This is a genomic window from Pseudoalteromonas luteoviolacea CPMOR-1 (assembly GCF_001625685.1).
Classification (GTDB): Bacteria; Pseudomonadota; Gammaproteobacteria; order Enterobacterales; family Alteromonadaceae; genus Pseudoalteromonas; species Pseudoalteromonas luteoviolacea_K.
The window spans coordinates 127,346-147,575 of record NZ_AUYC01000012.1 but is presented as its reverse complement, the minus strand read 5'-3'; the positions used below and the strand labels follow the sequence as shown (position 1 = coordinate 147,575).

At 42.0% G+C, this 20,230-nt stretch carries 14 protein-coding genes; 4 read left to right on the top strand and 10 right to left on the bottom strand.

Translation table 11 applies throughout. The features are described from left to right. Position 1: 1 nt before the first annotated feature. Positions 2-751: an ABC transporter permease gene (locus N473_RS02470; RefSeq protein WP_052262273.1), complete on the bottom strand. Its 750-nt coding sequence runs from the start codon at positions 749-751 to the stop codon at positions 2-4. A 258-nt stretch (positions 752-1,009) separates the two neighbouring features. Between N473_RS02470 and N473_RS02465 the strand changes: the two genes are divergently transcribed. Both N473_RS02465 and N473_RS02460 read left to right on the top strand, forming a co-directional pair. Beyond that, positions 1,010-1,606 carry an ACP phosphodiesterase gene (locus tag N473_RS02465; RefSeq protein ID WP_063366574.1) on the top strand — a complete coding sequence of 199 codons (597 nt, stop codon included), beginning with the start codon at positions 1,010-1,012 and terminating at the stop codon, positions 1,604-1,606. A gap of 81 nt (positions 1,607-1,687) precedes the next feature. Beyond that, positions 1,688-2,059 carry a VOC family protein gene (locus tag N473_RS02460; protein WP_063366573.1) on the top strand — a complete coding sequence of 124 codons (372 nt, stop codon included), beginning with the start codon at positions 1,688-1,690 and terminating at the stop codon, positions 2,057-2,059. Between the two features lie 5 nt (positions 2,060-2,064). On the opposite strand, the gene N473_RS02455 is transcribed toward N473_RS02460, so the two are convergent. The 8 genes from N473_RS02455 to N473_RS02420 form a co-directional block, all read right to left on the bottom strand. Continuing rightward, a complete protein-coding gene (locus N473_RS02455) occupies positions 2,065-3,717 on the bottom strand; it encodes an HD domain-containing phosphohydrolase (protein WP_063366572.1) in 1,653 nt (550 codons plus the stop codon). Between the two features lie 17 nt (positions 3,718-3,734). After that, positions 3,735-5,960, bottom strand: a complete 2,226-nt coding sequence (locus N473_RS02450) for a CHASE2 domain-containing protein (RefSeq protein ID WP_081220907.1) — start codon at positions 5,958-5,960, stop codon at positions 3,735-3,737. Next, positions 5,957-6,775, bottom strand: coding sequence for an MBL fold metallo-hydrolase (locus N473_RS02445; RefSeq protein WP_063366571.1), 819 nt, complete (start codon positions 6,773-6,775; stop codon positions 5,957-5,959). Before N473_RS02445 ends, N473_RS02450 begins: the two co-directional genes overlap by 4 nt. 15 nt (positions 6,776-6,790) lie before the next feature. Then, positions 6,791-12,508, bottom strand: coding sequence for an Ig-like domain-containing protein (locus N473_RS02440; protein ID WP_081220905.1), 5,718 nt, complete (start codon positions 12,506-12,508; stop codon positions 6,791-6,793). A 7-nt stretch (positions 12,509-12,515) separates the two neighbouring features. Next, complete coding sequence (locus N473_RS02435) at positions 12,516-13,724, bottom strand: FecR family protein (RefSeq protein ID WP_196766359.1); 1,209 nt, start codon at positions 13,722-13,724, stop codon at positions 12,516-12,518. Beyond that, positions 13,714-15,057 (bottom strand): surface lipoprotein assembly modifier, encoded by a 1,344-nt coding sequence (locus N473_RS02430; RefSeq protein WP_063366569.1) that lies wholly within the window; start codon positions 15,055-15,057, stop codon positions 13,714-13,716. Before N473_RS02430 ends, N473_RS02435 begins: the two co-directional genes overlap by 11 nt. A 457-nt stretch (positions 15,058-15,514) precedes the next feature. Next, on the bottom strand, positions 15,515-16,852 hold the full coding sequence (gene astB / locus N473_RS02425; protein WP_063366568.1) for an N-succinylarginine dihydrolase: 1,338 nt from the start codon (positions 16,850-16,852) through the stop codon (positions 15,515-15,517). Between the two features lie 237 nt (positions 16,853-17,089). Further along, positions 17,090-17,521, bottom strand: coding sequence for a hypothetical protein (locus N473_RS02420; RefSeq protein WP_063366567.1), 432 nt, complete (start codon positions 17,519-17,521; stop codon positions 17,090-17,092). A 199-nt stretch (positions 17,522-17,720) separates the two neighbouring features. On the opposite strand from N473_RS02420, the gene N473_RS02415 reads away from it, so the two are divergent. After that, positions 17,721-18,194 carry a deoxycytidylate deaminase gene (locus N473_RS02415; protein ID WP_039609746.1) on the top strand — a complete coding sequence of 158 codons (474 nt, stop codon included), beginning with the start codon at positions 17,721-17,723 and terminating at the stop codon, positions 18,192-18,194. Positions 18,195-18,242: 48 nt separating this feature from the next. On the opposite strand, the gene N473_RS02410 is transcribed toward N473_RS02415, so the two are convergent. Beyond that, positions 18,243-18,818 (bottom strand): hypothetical protein, encoded by a 576-nt coding sequence (locus N473_RS02410; RefSeq protein ID WP_063366566.1) that lies wholly within the window; start codon positions 18,816-18,818, stop codon positions 18,243-18,245. 154 nt (positions 18,819-18,972) lie between these two features. Between N473_RS02410 and N473_RS02405 the strand changes: the two genes are divergently transcribed. Further along, the gene (locus N473_RS02405; protein WP_063366565.1) at positions 18,973-20,157 is read left to right on the top strand and encodes a quinone-dependent dihydroorotate dehydrogenase; all 1,185 of its coding nucleotides are present in this window, start codon (positions 18,973-18,975) and stop codon (positions 20,155-20,157) included. Positions 20,158-20,230 lie beyond the last annotated feature (73 nt).

Sequence of the window (20,230 nt, the reverse complement as noted above, 5' to 3'; positions counted from 1 at the left end):
ATCACCGCCCTGTTATTATCACGTATAGCAAAGTAAGTGAGACGTGGATCAAACAAATTGAAATGAGCCCCCTGCCTACCGCTTTAATATTTCGCTGCGGCACTTCAGTAATAGCCCGATTGACTGTTAGCCCGTGATAACTTGCAATCAGACTAATAAAAAGACCTGAAAATGCGACTTTTAGTAGCATGATGACGATATCAAACCAATGTAACTCACTGACAAGCTTTGCAAAAAAAGTACTGACCGGTATTGACTGAAAAGCATTGCTGACTAAGTATCCGCCAAAAATACCACATGCCACAAAGTAGCTCATCAGCAAAACCAAAGACACTATCATCCCCAAAACACGTGGTGCAACGAGATAAGAAATAGGTGATACTCCCATTGCGATTAGCGCATCAATTTCTTTACTGACTACCATGTTACCGAGCTCCGTTGTGATAGCCGTGCCAGAGCGCGCTAACACAATAAAGCAAACAATAAACGGCCCCAAATCTCGCACAATCGTAGAAATTAAGATATCGTAAATCCAATTTCCCTGCCCAATGGCCGCTAGTAACGGGTAGCCTTGAACTATGATTAACGCACCGATCAGCATGGCGATAAGTACCACCAGCCCTAATGCTTCAACGCCTGTAAATCGAACTTGCCTGACAAGCACATCAAAACTGATAGAACGATTACGGTGGAAAAATATAAAGTCTGAAATAACGTAAGCTGAAAAAGGCAAAAATCCATATGCAATCATAACTGTACCTCGTTATCAAAGTTCAGTATATCAAGCATCAATGGTCTTCTTTAACTATGAGTCATATCATTAAGATTAGCAGAACAAAGCAAATAATGACCGCCATTCATATAAAAATTATCTAGGCTACTGCGCTTCGGTAACGGAAAATTAAAAGCTATTTTACCAGCGCCTACTTATTGCTTATTTTTATAAAAGCCTCATATAAAATATCAGCAAAGCAAAATTTAGAATGAAATAGCAACCTACAGGTGAAGTTTGAATTATCTAGCCCATTTATTTCTCGCAAAGGAAACTGCTCAATCATATCACGGTAATTTGCTTGGTGACTTCCAACGCGGAATAGATACCACAACGCTGTCGCCTAGTATGAAAAGTGCACTAGACAACCATGTTTTAGTCGATAAATTTACCGACTTTCATCCTCTTGTTAAACAGTCAAAATCTCTATTTAGCGACAAACGTCGGCGATTCTCTGGTATTGCACTCGATGTTCTCTATGACCATCTACTTATAAAACACTGGACCCAATTTAGTCCGACTTCATTTCAAGAGTTTAAAGTGCATAGTTATCAGCTCCTCAATCAACAACTGCCTATGATGCATTTACCTATGCAACATGTGATTAAAAACCTAATTACCAATGACTGGTTCGAGCAATATTGCACCCTCATTGGCACTCAGCAGGCACTTAGTAACATTGTAAAAAGGGTACGGTTTAAAAACGAATTTAGCGGAATTGAGGTTGAAGTTGCTGACAATCTTGAACAACTTGAAGCGTCATTTCTGTGCTTTTTTCCAGAACTTATTGAGCATATTGCACAATATGGCCCAGAGAACGAACACCGACCTTAACCCTGGTTAGACTTTATCGTTTACAAATCAATCACCTTCTGAAATTATGGTGATACAACAACCTAGCATCTCATAACGATAATGAACTTAAATCAAGTCACACTACCAGTACATAATATGCCACAGGCCGTTGAATTTTATCAGGTCCTTGGTTTCAAACTCATTGTTGATACACCGCATTATGCTCGCTTTGAATGTCCAACAGGCGGGAGTTCATTTTCTCTATCACTGGAAACGGAAACGTTTAAAAATGGCGCTGCGATATATTTTGAGCACAAAGAACTTGATGAATGGGTGGAACAGCTTGTTGCAAAAGGCATTCAATTTGAACAGTTACCAACGATGGAAAGGTATCTCTGGAAAGAAGCCATACTCATTGACCCATCCAATAACAAAATCAAGCTTTATTGGGCTGGAGAAAACCGTTTAAACCCGCCTTGGCGCGTTAACTAACTCGCCTATGGCTTGTTATATCCGGGTATTTTGTCCGTGTCTATTTCATCTATTTGTTCGGGCTTTAAATACTGATTTGCATAATCTAAATAAACACCTGAGCTGACAAACACATCGAACAAGTCTGGATCTATGTGATCGCCCAATTTCATCTTACCCATAATAAACAAGCATTCACTGAGCGGCTTCGCATCTTTATATGGCCTATCAGCAGCGGTTAACGCTTCAAATATATCGGCTATCGCCATGATCCGTGCCGGTACAGACATTTGCTCTCTGGTTAGGCCCTTTGGATACCCTGTCCCATCCATTTTTTCATGATGCCCCCCTGCAAATTCAGGGACTCTTCGTAAATGCTTAGGAAATGGTAACGCTTCAAGCATTTCCAGCGTGATATCCATATGTTTATTAATCACCAACCGCTCTTCTGTGGTGAGTGTGCCTCTTGCAATACTTAAATTATAGACTTCCTCTTGAGATAACAGTGGTTGCGCTAAACCATCAATCACAACGTTGTAATTGTCAGCCAAGCTCTGAACCCGTTGCTGATCAGCTTCTTTCATGAATTCGCCACCGATATTAGCCCGAGCTAAGAATGCACACTCATCTTCTAATTTGTCCAAAGCCTGCTGTAACTCCATTTTCAGCGTCTTGACAATTTGCTGCTGATCCAAAGCTTCAGCTTTCATTATCCGCTTGGTGAATTCTAGCTCTATGTCTCTTTTTGCTATTTCAATTTTAGCAATGACCAATTCAATTCGATCGTATACTGAATGAAGCTTAGTAGCCTTGTCCATCACATATTCAGGGATGGCAATCTTGCCACAGTCATGTAGCCAACCTGCAAGAGAAAGCTCATGCCTATCCGCCGCTGTCATTTTAAAATCAGCCATTGGCCCTGTCTTTGCTTCATGAACCGCACTGGCTATCATCATGGTTAGCTCTGGCACTCTTCGGCAATGTCCTCCCGTATAAGGAGACTTTTCATCGATTGCTTTAGCAATTAACCTAGTAAACGCTTGAAATAATGTTTCCATATCGTCAATCAGCTGTCTATTGGTCAAAGCCACCGCTGCCAATGAGCTCATTGAACATATCAACTCAACCAGATCAGACGAAAATCTCACCACTTTGTCCTTACAGCGAGGGTTTATCAGCTGTAAAACGCCATTTAAGTCTCGCTCGTGATTCGCCATAGGGACCGTTAACACAGATTGAGTGTGATAGCCTGTTTTCTTATCCATCGCTCTGGCTGCGGACAAGTCATAATCAGTGCAATCATAAACATCATCAATTCTGATCACATCTTTCTTTGCTGCGGCGAGCGCTACTAAAGCACTTTCGTTGGGCGAGCCATCTTCTAAATATATAGGGATTGCTGGAAATGGTATCTCTTTGCCTGATGTCCCTCCCATATGTAACCCAAGCGGCTCGTTAATCAGCGTTGCAAACTTGAGCTGCGCGTCTTCTGAGACCGAATAAATTGTACCGCCTTCAGCATTACTCAACGCAATTGCTGACTCTAAAATATGCTCTAATAGCCTGTCAGTATCATGTTCTGATGACAGCTCAATCGCAAGCTTAAGCAAATGCTTTAATGCAACTTGACTTTCAATGATGTCTTCTTCAGCTACTGTGCTACGAATTGACAGATCCATGGCCCTATACACCCATACTATTTCGATTTGTGCGTATAACTTCCATCCCAGTCTTCACCGGGAGGATGAGATTGCATTTCACGCACTCTTTCACAAAGAAGTTGATAAATTTTTCTTTGTGGTTGTAACTCTATTAGTTTAGTAAAAGCTGGCAAAGCTTCCTGCCAAGATTGCGATAAATACAACTCCCAAGCTCTTTTATGTGCTTTAAGCTCCTCTTGCTGAGCCTCAGTTACCTCATTTTTAAGTGCAATAGGCTCAAAAATAGTCACCGCGAGGTTTTTCCCTTTTACCTTTACTTTGTCAATTGGCCGAAAAACAATACCCGAACATTGCTCATAGGTCATCTCGCTAACCAATACCCCCACCCCATAAAATTTTGTTAACCCCTCAAGACGCGATCCTAAATTCACCGCATCACCAAGCACTGTGTATGCTCTTCGATATTCGGAGCCCATATCCCCCACATTCATGTCTCCAGTATTTAGGCCAATACCGATGGCAAAGGGCGGGAAACCTTGCTCTATCATCTGCGCTTGCAAATCATCGACTTGACGCTGCATTTGCATAGCACACTTAACAGCAAGCTCTGGATGTTCATCAACAAGCAACGGGGCATTCCAAAAAGCCATTACCATATCACCGACATATTTATCAATGGTGCCTTGGTACTCGAAAATAATTTTTGTGATAGGTGAAAAATATTGGTTTAAGTATGCCTTTAACCTTCCGGCATCAAGCGACTCAGAGATGCTTGTAAACTCTCGTATATCAGCAAATAACACGGTCATTACACGCTTCTCACCTTCCATAGAAGCCTGATCAGGTTGTTCTAACATCGAAGCAATATGTGCAGGCGGTACATATTGGTCAAATATAGATTTAATCTGTACGCGCTCTTTATGCTCTCGCACAAAACCAAGGCTACCCAAGATTGTCGTTTGCGAAATGGTTAAGCCTAAAATTGCGACTTGCGGGAAGTCTAGCCGCCAAACAACCCATGCATAAAAGCTAAAAAAGATAAAACATGATGTGACAAACAAGGCTAGCAACGTCATGCCCAAAACCCCCAGCAGTGGAAGTACAACAGACATTGCTAACCCTAATGTGACAAGTAAGACAACGACCGCGCCATCGATCCAATCAGGGCGAGAAGGCAGCAACTCCGGAAACACTAACCCCTCTAATACATTTGCATGGACTTCAACACCCGGATATTGCACCCCTACCGGAGTGGTTCGCAAATCAGCATGACCAACTGCGGATGTCCCCACAAACACAATGGCCTGATCAAACATGCTTTTATCTATATTTCCATTGATCACATCAATGGCCGATATATAAGGGAAACTAAAGGCAGGGCCTCTAAAAGGTATTGCAACGCGGCCATAGTCATCTGTCGGAATAAGCGTGGTGCCTAGCTTAATTCCCTGTACGCTGTGTCCCTCACCAAAGGGCTTGGCGACTATCTCTACAGTATCCGCTAAGGTATACAACCTAGCCGCTTCTAAAGCCAATGCAGGATAAGCCTCTTTATCGTGTTTAATCATTAGCATTGAATATCGCACAAACCCGTCACCATCCGGTGCACTATTTATGAAACCAGTTCCCGGGCTATTTTCCTGTAACACTTTTACGTTCGCGACATGGCCAGCAAAATCTGGAATAGGTAGATTATCAGGGGAAATCTCACTGGCGAAAATAGGGTCAGGAAGCTTGCCAACCAAAATATCTTGTTGGTGCTCAAACAACATACCTAAAACCGTATCTGTTGCATCTAGTGTTTTAGAAAAAGCGATATCGGCATCAATATCTGGGGCGATCGAACGCAAGATTTCGTTCGTCTGTGGATCTGTTGCGCCTATGTGTGAAGCCACTTGCATAGCTGGATTTAATTCAGGTTCAGAAAATAAGACATCATATGCAACAACAGATACCCCTGCAGCAACGAGTTGGTCTTGCAACTTTCCCATTACGTGACGGCTCCAAGGGAAGCGACCAACTTCAATCAAACTTTGCTCATCAATATCAACGATCACAATGGGTAAAAATGACCTTTGTTGCCAAGGCAGTGATTCTTTGAGCCTCACGTCATAAGCTAGCCCCTCAAATCGTTTCAACACTTGTCCATAAGGTGCTGCAGGTGATAGCGCAAGCATATGGAGTAAGATAAATAAAAAAGTAATGACACTACCTGTAGCCCACTGAAGCCGGTACAGCTTAAAGTGTTTGGCAAGGTTCATTTAATCACTAAACCTTCATGCGCAATTATAGTATTGAACTTGAACCCTTTTTGACCAATGTCTATTGCAATTTGGTTCAAGTCTTTGTCAGTTCTAGCCGGATCATGGCTAATAATCACTAAGTTTTTTACTTTTCCTTGTACCGCCAGAGCCAGAGCATCTTTTATTTGAGAATGCCCCCACCCCATTTTTAATGGGTAATCACTGGGAATAAACTGCCCATCGTGGATTAAGTAGTCAACTTCTGCTACAAACTCCACCCACTCGTCAAAGCTCGTAACAGGGTCATTCGGAGGGTACAATTCATTATCAATGGCATAAACAATTTTTACTCCATCGACGGTTAAGCGATAAGCACTCCCTCCTCCTGGGTGGTTCATCGCCATACGTTCAATATAAATATCTTGATAGTGCCACGTATCATTATGTTGTGGTAAAACTTTCACAATTGAGGGCAAATCAGCATATTGCACTGGAAAGTAGCTACCATCCATTTGCCTCAAAATCGCATCAGGCGCCTGTGACTCAGTTACACCGGGCACAATTGTGATCTTCCTATTTGGCATATATGCAGGGACAAAGAATGGAAAGCCTTGAATATGATCCCAATGATTATGGCTGAGTAAAATATAAATTTCTCGACTATCTTTTATGAGCTCATCGCCAAGGAGCCTTATACCAGTGCCAGAATCTAAGATAATGTGTGTACCGTTCTGACTTTGCAGAGATACACACACTGTATTACCACCATATTTGACTGTGTCTGGTCCCGGTGTGGGGATAGACCCCCTCACACCGTAGAATTTTAACTGCATTCTATATCAACCTCGCTAGTCAGCTATCTCAATAATGCCTGCTTGCAACACAATGACCTTCGGCTCATCCTGTTGTAAAACAAGTACAAAACTATCACCATTATTCAAACTAATAGCAGAGGAAAGCTGTCCTGTCATGGAGATTGAGAAGTTTTGATAACCGACAGAGTTAAACGTCGTATCGAAAGTGCCTGCATCATCCGTCAGTGTAACCCGAGCGATGTAAATGCCTTGACCGCTTGATTCTTGAAGGAATAAGACTAACTCCCCAGTGCTTTGCACCCAACCTTGTTTAACCACAACTGCAGTTGTACCTAACTGTTCAAATATCAATACACCGCCTGAGCCAAATGAACTGTCAATAGAGCCATCAGTATTCACTCTCAGCACAAAGTTTTTACTGCCACCCGTACCGAATATGACGAACTTCCCTTGCGAATCAACAAACGATCCCTTTAAGTCCATCGTTTCGCCAGATACCAGTCCAATGTCTAAAGCCGATACTCCTGCAGTTCCAAACGATGTATCTAAATCACCTGTTAAATTAGATTTAGCTAAAATCACACGAGGTTCACTAAATACTTGTTCATCAGTGCCAATACCCACTAATTCTGTCGTTGACACAGGATGTATAAAATCAATCCCTCTAGCCGTGGTACCGCAAGAAACTTCACTGGGAACAGGGTATTGGAAATGCCCTAACATCAAACCGACACTCGAATAGAAAAATGCATGGCTCTGGTCAATGCAGCCGTCATTAATTTTCGCAAATGCGATAAAATCTGTGGTCGGTAATGTATACAGCTTAGTAACTTCAATTGTACTGCCCGTACCTCCATAAGCAGAGGCGGAAATACCGATAGCAGTTGCACTACTGCCAGGTATGAAGTCAAAGTCTTGCTGGCCATCATTTTTGACGTTCACAATAACCGCTTGATCAACCGTCTGATTGCCTGCCAGTAAGATATTGCCTGCCAACGCTTCTACAGCAGTGGTGGTCGTGACTGAAGTACTCAGCGCGAGCTGCATTTTGCCAAGATTACCAAAACTAGCCACTCCCTTACCTGTATTATCTAATTTGTAGACATAAGGCACTTCGCTGTTTTGCCAAGTCGATGCATTCCCTGTCAGAAGCAATTGACTCGATGAAGACTGAACGCTTAGCCCCTCAGTAAAGGACTCGTTTGCATCCCCTGTGTCTAAATTGACTTCACCTGCTGAACCAAAGTTGCTGTTTAAAGCTGCGCTGAGCGTAAACTCCCCCATCCATTGAGAATAGAAAAAGTTATTTCCTACAGAGCGATACTGATAACCATAAACAAAGAGTCCCTGACTAGTACGATGCCAATCAACTGGGGCCAACAAAAATTGTCTATAGGCTGTAGGCCCACCAGACTCAGGTAACCAACTTGTATCTATAACACCGTTTAAGTCTGTTCTAAATAGCTGTACTGCGTTAGAAGACGTGCTGAATTGCCCTCGGCCAATCCCTACATAGTAATGTGTATCATCCGCATACAAGCCAAAGCCATAAGCATTCCATACTGAAAAGTCCTGTCCATCAATGCCGGATGCGGGTAGCTGATTGAGCTCATATAAAATATAACCGGTAGAATTGAATGAGGTATCCATTGAGCCATCACTGTTCAATCGCATTACAAATACCGATTTATCACTCCCACCAGACAGGTAAGAGTCTCCGGTTAGCAGCAGCTTGCCATCACTCAACTGAATAACATCATGTACTTGATTGTCAAAAGCCGCGCTATCAATATCAATTTGTAAGAATCCAGCTGACTGGAAGCTGGTGTCAATTGCTAAGGTTTCCTCTATCACTCTTACAAATAACAGGTCTTTATTTCCCGCCTCTGACATAACTTCGCCAAAGACCAGTAAGTTACTGCCCAAATCGATCATACCGTCAGCGTATTGAGAAGAGCTAGGCGCAATATCCAGTGACGATGTTATGTTCCCAGTGGTATCAACTCGAGTAAGCTTGATACTGGTATTTTCACCCACCGCAACATTACTTAGCACAGTGACAATCTGAGCATCATCTACCGAAATAGATATCGGCGTTACTCGTCCACCGGTTGTGAGCGGCAATTTTGTATAACCTGAGCCTGCACCATAAGATGTATCGTGCACACCCGAAGCTGTCAGCCTAAATATTAATAATTCTTGTGCTTCTGTTGCACCAAAATCAGCATATCCTGCAACGTAAATGCGATTACTGCTGTCTACAGCAACAGCCTTCGCGACTATATTTTGTGGCTGATCAGCAACTTCAATCCCAAAATAACTGGAAAATACCCCCTGGCTAGCAAAGCTTGTATCAGGATGTCCATCAGACAGCACTTTGGTTATCGATGCACGATGGATATTTCTAACTAGGGTTTCATTCCAATACCCTACTCCACCAACAACCAGCAAAGTACCATCACTGAGCAATAAAGATTGGCCAGCTTCATGAGACTCCATTGACGCGCGAAGTCTCACCACCTTTTCACCATCTGAGCCAAACGTAGTGAGTTTGTTTGCAACATACGTTGTTTGCGCAACACTCACATTAATCGTTATTTGTGCCGACGCACACAAAGCAGGAGAGATGTCGTCACATACTTCAACAGTAAGCGTATAAACCGCTTCACCATTGCTACTGATTTGGCTCGCATTAGCAACCGTCACTTGGCCATTACTTGCGATTGAAAATAGACTGGCGTTTGTGCCACTCAATGTATAGCTGATATTATCACCATCCGGATCTGATGCGCTTACCTGCAATACAAGGTCGCCATTAGACACGTCGGTATCAATGTTTGCTGAATTGGGTGATACCGTCGGTGGATAATTTTTTGGTAGCACTGTGATGGTCACAGTTGCCACATTCGATGTCTCACCTAAGTTATTCATAACTTGATACGTAAAGCCATCAGTACCAACAAAGTTAGTCACTGGAATGTAACTAATGTAGCCTGTAGAAGAGTCAATAAAAGTTGAACCATGGGCGACAGCGCTAATTATCTCAATACTTGATAAATTTAATGTTTGCCCTTTGGCGTCATCATTAGTGAGCACATCTATCATTACAGACGTGTTCTTATCAAGTGACGCTGTATCTGCATTGGCAATTGGCGTGGTATCTGGTTCAACAATATTTATAGAAACAAGTGCGATATTAGAGAGTGCACCAACATTATCTCTAACGCGGTATGAGAAACTATCTGTGCCAACCGCCGTACCTGTGTGCATGTACAAAATCTCTCCGGTAGACCCAATATTAACCGTACCTTTGCTTGGATTTGCAACAACCTCTACCGTACTCGCATCAATTGTACCATCTGAGTCGGTATCATTTTCTAGCACTGCAACAGTCACTGACTTACCAATTTCAACCTGTGCACTATCTGCGTTTGCGACAGGTGCCTGATTGACAGCTTGCACTGTCACAGTAACAGAGGCAATATTAGAAAACTGGTTTTCATTGTCTTGTACACGGTATTGGAATGAATCTGTACCAGAAAACCCTGAACTTGGGGTATAAACCAACACACTGTCGCTCGCATTTAAAGTCACTTGCCCATTGGAGGGGTTCGTTGTGATTTCAATCGAATCAAACACCAATGTGCCATCTGAGTCTGAATCATTCGCGAGTACATCAATATCTACAGGGACACCTTGGGAAGTGCTGGCAGTATCATTCACCGCCATTGGTGCTGTATTCTCCCCTGTAACAAAGATTTGAACAAACGCCTCGTTTGATTTCGCACCTTCATTATCATCTACCGTGTAAACAAAATAATCAGAGCCACGGTAATTGGCATCGCTTTGATATATAAATTGCCCTGTACTTGAATCAAAAGTGACGCTGCCATGCATGGGCTGCATCACGATTTCTAATGTCGATAAAACGAGTTCACCATCTTTATCACTGTCATTGCTTGTGACATTTATTGCTGTTGGCTGACCCTGTGCAACTTCAATAGAATCATCTATGGCCATGGGTGGGTCATTCACACTCACAACGTTGATAACACCAAATGCACTTGCACTCAAACCAGCTTCATTTGTTATGGTATATATGAAGTAATCTTGACCTGCAAAGTCAGCATTAGGGACATATCTAAAACCTCCCTCTTCAGTCAACTCCAACGAACCGCTGATTGTCATCGTCTCTATACTAATTGACACAGAACTAAGCGCTTCATCAGTATCATTTTCTAAAACGCCAGGCGAGCTGACAGATAAAATAAAGTCTTCACTCGTCTCAAACGCATCATTAACCGCAACAGGCGGAATACTAGTAACGTCATCTTGCACAGAGATAAAGACTTCAGCCAGTTGCACCTCACCCTCGTTACTGCGTACCCGGTAAACAAACGAGTCTTCACCTATGAATTCACTATTCGGTACATACGTGAAGCTACCTTCAGCGTTAAGCGTCAAAACACCATTGGTTACATTTCGCTCTGGCTGGGTATCAATTTGCAGCGATTGATCTAATAAATGCACATCATTGACTAGTACCCCTCTGCCAGAGACAGCTAACTCTGTGTTTTTCTCAACCCTGTAGGCGTTGTTAAGTGTCAATATTGAGATTCTTACAGCTTCTATTTGTAAAGTCACAGTCGCCTGAGCTGTCGCACCTTGTGAGTTTTGAATTTGATATACAAAGCTGTCAGTACCAAAAAAGCTATCACTCGGGGTGTATGTAAAGTTACCATTTGCAGAAATATTAACTGTACCACTGGATGGTGCCGTGACCAGGTTGCTCACAACCTCGATGGGTCCAAAGCCCAAGTCTAAGTCATTGGTTAAAACATTGCCCGAAATCGATTCAAACTGTAAACCAGTAAAGTCGTCATTATTAGCAATCGGTGGAGTTTGTTCGGTCGCAGGGAGTAATATTGATTCGCTGAATGCACTTTCACCACTGCCATCAATACCCGTAACTAAAACATAGTAATGCTTTTTAGGCTCTAAACCTGAAAATGACTGAGAAGTATTTGATAATGCAACAAATCGATTATTCGCAGGGATCGCATTGATTGCAGATCGGCTGTTAATCGGTTCCTCTGAGAGATAAACATTATACCTCAGTGCACTTTCAAGCGGCTGCCAATTAATTTCGACAGAGCCATCTTCTTGTCTTTGCGCAGGCTCCACCACCACACTTTGCGGCTGCCAATTAAACTGCTTTATGGCCACCACACTCAGATTACCATTCAGATCCTCAACCCATACCTGCAGGTTGACAGTGCCTCTAGACTGACCGAAATCATATGGATTGACACCAGTCTGAGTAAATTTGAACGGAGAGACACAGTTTTCACTACATAATTCTATCGCCTGTTCAGCATTATCAAAGCCCAACAAAACACGGCCAATGCCGTCAGGATCTTCAATATTATCAACGGCAACTGTGATATTACCACGCTCAGTAACCTCTCCTTGTGGGTGAGTCAGATCGCCTGTCCCGTTAATCATCAACTCATCTACTACTTGCGTGGCCCCTAATCGTGCATGCCTAAATTTGGGCTGATAAGAAAAATCTACGACAACAGGTGCATTCGAAGACGTGTTTGAACTTGAGTTGTTGGGCAGTTCAACTGCCCCAGAGGTATTACCAGCTTGTTGAAGTGGTTCGCTATCGCCTCCACCACCACAACCTACCATCGCGACTGCGAATATGAGTGCGATAAGACTACGTAACATTGCGCTTAGGTTCATCATGTTTCTCCTAAGGCTGACCTAAGAGAAAGTCGCCTCGAGCAGAAACACTCGGATTGTCTATTTCTCTTAAATTAAAATTACCACTTAGCTTATCAAGTCCATCTATAAATCGACTTTGAATCGTCCCATTGGCTAGATTATTACCATGAGAGGCAAAATTAACACCGAGATCCATGCCTTCGGTCGTGATCAAGCCATTAAATGCTGCAAACCATTCACCACCAGAATCTTGAAAGGACAAAGCACCTTGCTCAACAGTTCCTCTGTCAAAATTAACCGTCATTTGCATATTAATGGCCGTGACAGCGCCAAGACTTGAGCTGGCATCTATGCTTTCAAGTACTGTGTAAGCGGTACTTCCCGTTCGCTCGGAAATCAACTCGCTAATATCTTCAGTCCCCAAGCTATCTAACTCTTGCTCATTGATGTATTCATTTTGTGATACATCATTGGCCACTTGAGAAAAACTCCCTTCTAATATCGGTGTGGGCTGTTCAGTTGGGTCTAATTCCGCACTCGCAACCGCAGTACCTTGCTCTTCTGTGTCATTTGACTGTGCAGATTCACTGACTGAGGAAGACAGAGAAGACAGTTCTGAAGGTGGTTTGAGTAGTGATGTAACGGCGCCACTTTCACTCACTTTTGCAAAAGAAAAATCTCCGCCTTTACCCAGTAATACGGGCCCTTCAGCTCCTGTCGCATTACTCATATCCACTTCAATGGTCCCATCCCAAACAGCCAAGAAGAGTTCGTTATTTTTCCACTCGACTTCATAATGTGTGCCACGGATCCCGATACTGCCAACGGGTGTTTTCAGTTTATAGTTGCTCTTATCACCTTTTATTTCACCTGTGATAGTGCGCAGTCCTCCTGAAATAAGCTCCATCACCACAGAGCCCCCTTCTGCACCACCCAGATTATATTCTTCAATCTTCAATTGAGTCTGAGCTTTGAGCGCAATCAGTGCGCCGTCCTGCATTCTAAGTTGGGCCTGACTTGATTCGCCCGTATTGACAACATCGACATCATATATCGGGCTACGCCTTTTCAAGGCTCTGTTCGATTCATTGCTGGTATCAGTGGCAATAACGTTACCACGAGACATGATAGTTTTACCGGCTTGGTCAGCAACAGCGCAAAATGGCAAAGTCAACGCTAAAGCCATTGCAGTTGATACAAGGGTAAAGGTAGCAATCAACTTAAAATTAGAATTCATAACGGACTCCCGTGAACCATTCTGTTCTATCGTAGCTATATAAGGTAATTGAGCTATGTTTGTCATAATAAGAAGCTGATAAATCAATACTCAACGCTTGGCTCCATTTGTATCGCCAATTTAAATTCAAGATCACGAGCTCTTCATTTCTTGTCGATAAGAAAAGAGGATGATCTGCACGATGCTCAATATCCCTGTATTGCGCTTTAAAACTCAGCAACCCCTTTTCACCGGTTTTATGGCTAACCGAACCCGAGATAAAGTTATAGTCCCGACCGTAATGTTCACCCTCTTCATACCTTGCAGGCTGCCAGGTGTAACCCATATCCATTCTCAGCAGCCATAAAGCAGAAGAATATCCTGCGGAGCCTTGAATGGTGTAAATACGACTATCGAGATTACGGTCTTGAACATTGTTTTGCGAAAAAACAAAACTGCTTAAAGCAGTGAAATATTGGGGAGTTATGTTGTATTGAACAGATCCATACAAGCCAATATCTTGTTGGTAGGTATTATCGTCGAGCGTTAAAACTCCAAACTGACCACCGGTTGACAACGTTAAACTCTCTTTTTTATGCTCATAGCCAAACCTGATTGACCCTTGGTATCTATCGTACTGGTCGGCGTCTTTATGGCGCTGATCGGAGAAGTTAACGTCCAGTTTCCAGCCTTGATATTGTGTTTGCTGCCAGCTTCCCCGAAAACGATATTTAAACCGCATGAAGTTGTCTGATGTTTTCAAACTGCTCTGGCCTAGTGTAAGAGGCAACCCACCTATGACTATTCTGTCATCCAGTGCACCGCTATTCACATTGGAGTCATGGCCCAGTGCAAGCGAGATTGCGTGGCTAAATGACTGTTCAAGCTTTTGCGTATTTCGCTCAACCGCGTCTAACGCCCGACTTATCCGCTCACGCATTGTCGGGCTTAACTGCGCATTTAACAAATTTGAAAAAACGCCACTGGCTTGACTGTAGTTTTTCTGTTTCGCATAGGTTAATCCCAGTAAATAATGACTGGGAATGTGCTCAGGCCAGCTAACTAGCACTCGCTCCAGCGCGAAAATAGCTTCATCATATTTAGCGTGCTCTAACGCGGCTTGCGCATAAAGAAAATCAAAATTCGGCTCGCCAGCCCACTCATCAATTTCCGCTTCCGCTTTTTGATATGCTGACCGGTAGTTTTTTTGAATTATGTGAGCATTAATTTCACTGAGAATTTTTTTCAAGCTCTCATCAGATTGGGATGGACTGTCCAGTGCCAAGCATATTGAACTAAACAGACTGGCAAGGGGTATAAATACGTACTGTGCGCATCGAAGTAATAGTGACATAGCTAATCACCTATCATTGGTTATCGTATGTTCATCACTACCTACTTCAAGCAAGACCGCTTAATCCTAATTCAAGACCCGCTAGCAACTAGAACACTAAACATGCCTAGATAGAGATAAGCAAAGTATAATCAACGATGTTAAAAATTCACTTTTGATTTTGGGTACATTTTCAATTGATTTAAAACAGTGCAATTTAGACAACTATTGGGCAAGGCAGAAAATATAAATCTCACGTTCGCGAGATGAGAATGCCCAAATGTCCAAATGCCAACAAGGTTATAAATGACCGATATTAAATTTTAAAGGCGGCATTAAAGAGACTAAACATGGGGAACAGAGGACTATAAGTTTGAAATCGGTCAAATTCACTCGATACTTTTTAGGCAACCCGCAATAAGTAGCCCTCACTTGAATGGTAGACCCCCTTTATGCAACAAGGAGGTTCACTGGATTTCTAGCCTCTTTGAAAGTCATACACGGAGCCAAGTTGTAAGATCTGTGTTAGTTCATCTAAGGCCGAGTAACTCTCTAACAATAACGTATGATCTGCTAAATCGTACTCACTCAACTGGTCGCGATAATGCTTGTTTATCCACGCAGATAACCTTAAATAAAGTTGCTCATCCAACAAACAAGCTTGATTCGCAGCTTTAAGTTCAAGCTCAGATAAAACCACACGTAACCGTAAACAAGCTGGTCCGCCTCCATTTTGCATACTTTGCTTAACGTCAAGATAAATAACATCATTAACTGGGTTACTGGCCTGCTTGAGCGCACTTAAATACGTTTCAACTTCATTAATTTTTTGACATTCGCTTGGGGCGATCAGCGCCATTCCTCCGCTCGGCAAACTCACCAATTGACTATTAAAAATATAACTTTGCACCGCTTGCTCGACACTGACGTCATTACTAGATACTTCGATTAAGTGCAGGGGTCGACTGCCCTTATAAGCTTCTCGAATTTTTTTAACCGAGTTTTGCTGATCATAAAACGCCTGTTCATGAAATAAAAAGACATTCTCATTCCCTATCGCTATCACATCATTATGAAATACCCCTGCATCTATCACATCCGGATTTTGCTGAATAAACAGGCAATTTTCAGGTTTTATCATATGACTACGTGCTATTGCTTCACTTGCTTGACGCGTTTGTCTAGCTGGAAATTTAGATGGCCTGATATCACTTTGGTTATCTTGTCCATAGACAAATACAGCCAAACCGGAGTGATTATATGAGTCTGCCAAACGAGTATGATTTGCCGCACCTTCATCACCAAAAAGAGGATGCTGAGGCAACGCTTGGTGATGAACAAAATATGCTTCATCTTTAAAAACTTGCTTTAAAATGCGTGAAGTTGTATCTACTTCAATGGCGCGGTGTAATTTATTGTTCAAATTTGCGGGTGTAAAGTGGACCTTTTTATCCTGAGTATCGCAGCTTGGTGTAACCGTTGCCGCATTTGCAGTCCACATCGACGACGCTGAATAACATGCTTTAAGCAATTGAGGTTCGACTTTTGCAGCTTTAGCAATGACTTCACCATCAGAGCCACTAAACCCCAATGCACGCAACGTTTTTAAATCTGGGCGAGCATTTGGTGCCAACACCCCTTGATGTAAGCCCAGTTGTGCTAAAGCATACATTTTGTCGAGCCCTTGCAATGCCGCCTGTTTAGGATTGGAGAATTTTTTTGCATTGGCTTTTGAAGCGACATTTCCATATGACAGGCCTGCATAATTATGTGATGGCCCGACAAGTCCATCGAAATTAACTTCATAGAAGTTCATTATTGCCCCCTTTTGGTGCATTTTGCACAATTTTAGTTAGATTCATTCTATTGATGAGCTCGCATTTACCTGCTTAATAACAAGGTAACCAGAGATACTGCTAGCAGAACCTGCTAACAGCTTAGAGCATCAAGTTTAGTGCCAAAATGAAATATAAGCGGCAATTATGGATACATTCAGAACATATGTAATATAAAATACATGAATATTAATTTATACATATTGACAAAATGTGTGTTACAGGTTGGCCTGCTGTTTGTGTAGTTGCCACCCGCCCAATGCGTAGCTCATACCTATTGACAAACAAATTAAAGAACTCACAAGCCAAAACGTGAATGAGTTTTCAGGAAACAAAGGCATAATAAACGGAAAAGCAACCCCACGGGCAATAAAGACTAATGCAACCATAAAGATAACTGTTCTTAAGAAAGGTAATCGACGTACCACACCAGCACCTGATAGCGCGAAAATTCCCCATACACTTAGTGCAGAAGCAATCACCAAAGTCGTCAACGTAGGTTCCAGTTTCCCAGCCTCAGCCATCTTAGCCATATGCTCTCCCGCCCCAAAAAAACGATACCAAGGTGCACCAAATATAATGCAGCCGAGATGTAAAAAAGCGGCCAAAAAACTGGAATAAGCAGCAAACAATAAATATTTATTTTTCATACAGCAACCTAGATATAAATATTGAACCGATATTTTATACTAAATTAAAAAACAAATAGATACACTGATAATATCAGTTTTATATTAATCATTTACGTTTGACCTGTTTTAAAAACCTATTTGTTATCAACATAAGCTTCGAATTGAGATCGATACTGAGTATACTATTGAGATGTAAGTAGTATTGAAGGCACAAACAATGAGACCAGATTGGGACGAATACTTCATTGATTTAGTTGACAGTGTTGGGCAAAGAGCCACCTGTGACAGAGGCAAATCAGGCTGTATTATAGTTAAAGATAAAAGAATAATATCAACAGGTTATGTGGGCTCACCCTCTGGTTTACCACATTGTGATGATGTCGGTCATCTGATGAAACAAGTCACCGATAGCGATGGCACCACAAGACAGCATTGTGTACGTACAATTCATGCAGAACAAAACGCAATCTGCCAAGCCGCTCGCTATGGTGTGCCATTAGATGGCGCAACATTGTACTGTACTATGGAGCCATGCCGTGTTTGCGCAATGTTAATCATCAGCTGTGGGATTTCAAAAGTCGTCGCAAAAAAGCGATACCATGCAGCACAAGAGACTAGAGATATGTTTGAAATGGCTGGTGTAGAGCTTGTTGTAATAGAACAAGAAATTGCAACCTACGACGACCAATAAACTAAACATAGAGGTGTGGTGGTTAGACAATCACTCCTCCACACCTATTTAAGCCATCGACACTCTGTCGAAGACATTTTTGTTAAAGTTTTCTCCAGTTATACCATGGCATTTTGCTCTATCATGATTAATTCTTTTATTTGCTTCTTTCAATTGATTAATAAACTCATCAATTTGGACATTATAATATTTAAATACTCCCCGAGTTAAAGCCAGATTAACTTCATTTTTATTGACTTCATCAGATGCACAAAATTGATGCTGAAAGAGTGCTTGCGTAGGTGTCTCTAATGACTTGTTAAATCTAAATACTGCTGCATTATCAATAGCCTTCACTCGAGTTTGATTGCCAAGCCTCTCCCATCCGACTGCGCAAACAGAAAAAGTAAATTCTTCGCCAAACTCGTTTACAAGATCGTCTAATGGATTGGATGCGTTTTTAATAAATGAATTGATATCAAACGCATCAACACTGACCATCCCATATCGGGATTTATAGCGTAATTGCAAAGTATTCAATAAATAAAAAACTTCGCCCGTACTTTGCCAAATAGGCTCAACTACACTTCGTACAATTGGCTTTGTTACATCTGTACCTAATAGCTTCAGTATCCACTTTTTCATCTGCACCTCCAATTCGAATAACCACAACTGTAAATGATAACAATTCTTATTGCTATTATTATTTAATGATCATAAGCTAAAAACATGAGTTACCAGATGTGCTCGTAAAAAAGCACCCAACAACAACAATCGATGACAAATTTGGAGGTTGAAAATGCGCCTTATCATCGGCATTCGTAACTTTGTCTTAAAGCTACTTTACAGAGCGGTGCGTCCGCTAATATTCCTGATGGACCCTGAAGATGCTCACTATATGTTTAAACGCGTAGGAGTTATACTGGGCTCAAACTTTCTTACTCGCTGGATCACTTCATTTTTCTTCAACTACGGGCACCGTAGCCTGAGAATCGAGGTTGACGGTATCAAATATAGAAACCCATTAGGTTTATCTGCTGGCTTTGACAAAGATGGCGAGCTGACCAAAATATATCCTTCAATTGGGTTTGGTTTGGCTGAGCTTGGTTCATTTACTGGCGAAGTTTGCCCAGGAAACCCAGGCAAACGTTTGTTCCGAATGGTCAAATCAAAATCAATTCTCGTTTGGTACGGTCTAAATAATCAGGGTGCTGAAAAAATTTCATCACGATTAAAGGGAGTTAATTTTGGCAAGTTAAAAGTGGGGATCAATGCTGCTAAATCGAATATAACGCCCGAGTTCGACTTACAAGACTCTATAGATGACTACACCAAAACAATGACGCTATTCAAAGATATTGGTGATTATTACACAATCAATATCAGCTGTCCTAATACACAAGACGGCGAACCGTTTGTTGATAAAGACAATTTAGACGCACTACTTGTCGCAGTAAACAAACACAGAGTAAAAGGACGACCTATCTACGTCAAACTCGCGGCAGACATGACTTTAGACGAAATTAACATCATTGTTGATGCGTGTGTTGAGCATAAAATGGACGGTGTTGTATTAACTAACCTAGCAAAGCCAAAGTTCAACCAAGAGTACGTTAAAGATGAGCTGCCTTTCCACAAAGGCGCTATGAGTGGGTTACCTCTACAGCGTATTTCTACCAACGTGATCAGGCACGTATACAGAAGAACACGTGGAAAATTAACAATCATCGGTGTGGGTGGTGTATTCACTGCCAAAGACGCTTATGAAAAAATAACGTCTGGTGCAAGCATCTTGCACATGATTTCAACACTCATATTTGACGGCCCACAAAATATTAGCGAGATCAATCGTGGACTTGTCAAATTGTTGAAGGCCGATGGCTTTAATTCTATCGAAGAAGCGGTTGGTTCAAGAAACCCGCTGCCTAAGCTAAAGGCAGTCAAGGACGAAGAAACTAACAAGGAAGTGAGCTCTGCAGCATAAGTTGCAATCAAAAGTTGATGCTACGAGTGGTGATAACTTTTTCATTCTCCAAAGTTTATCACCACTCTTTTTA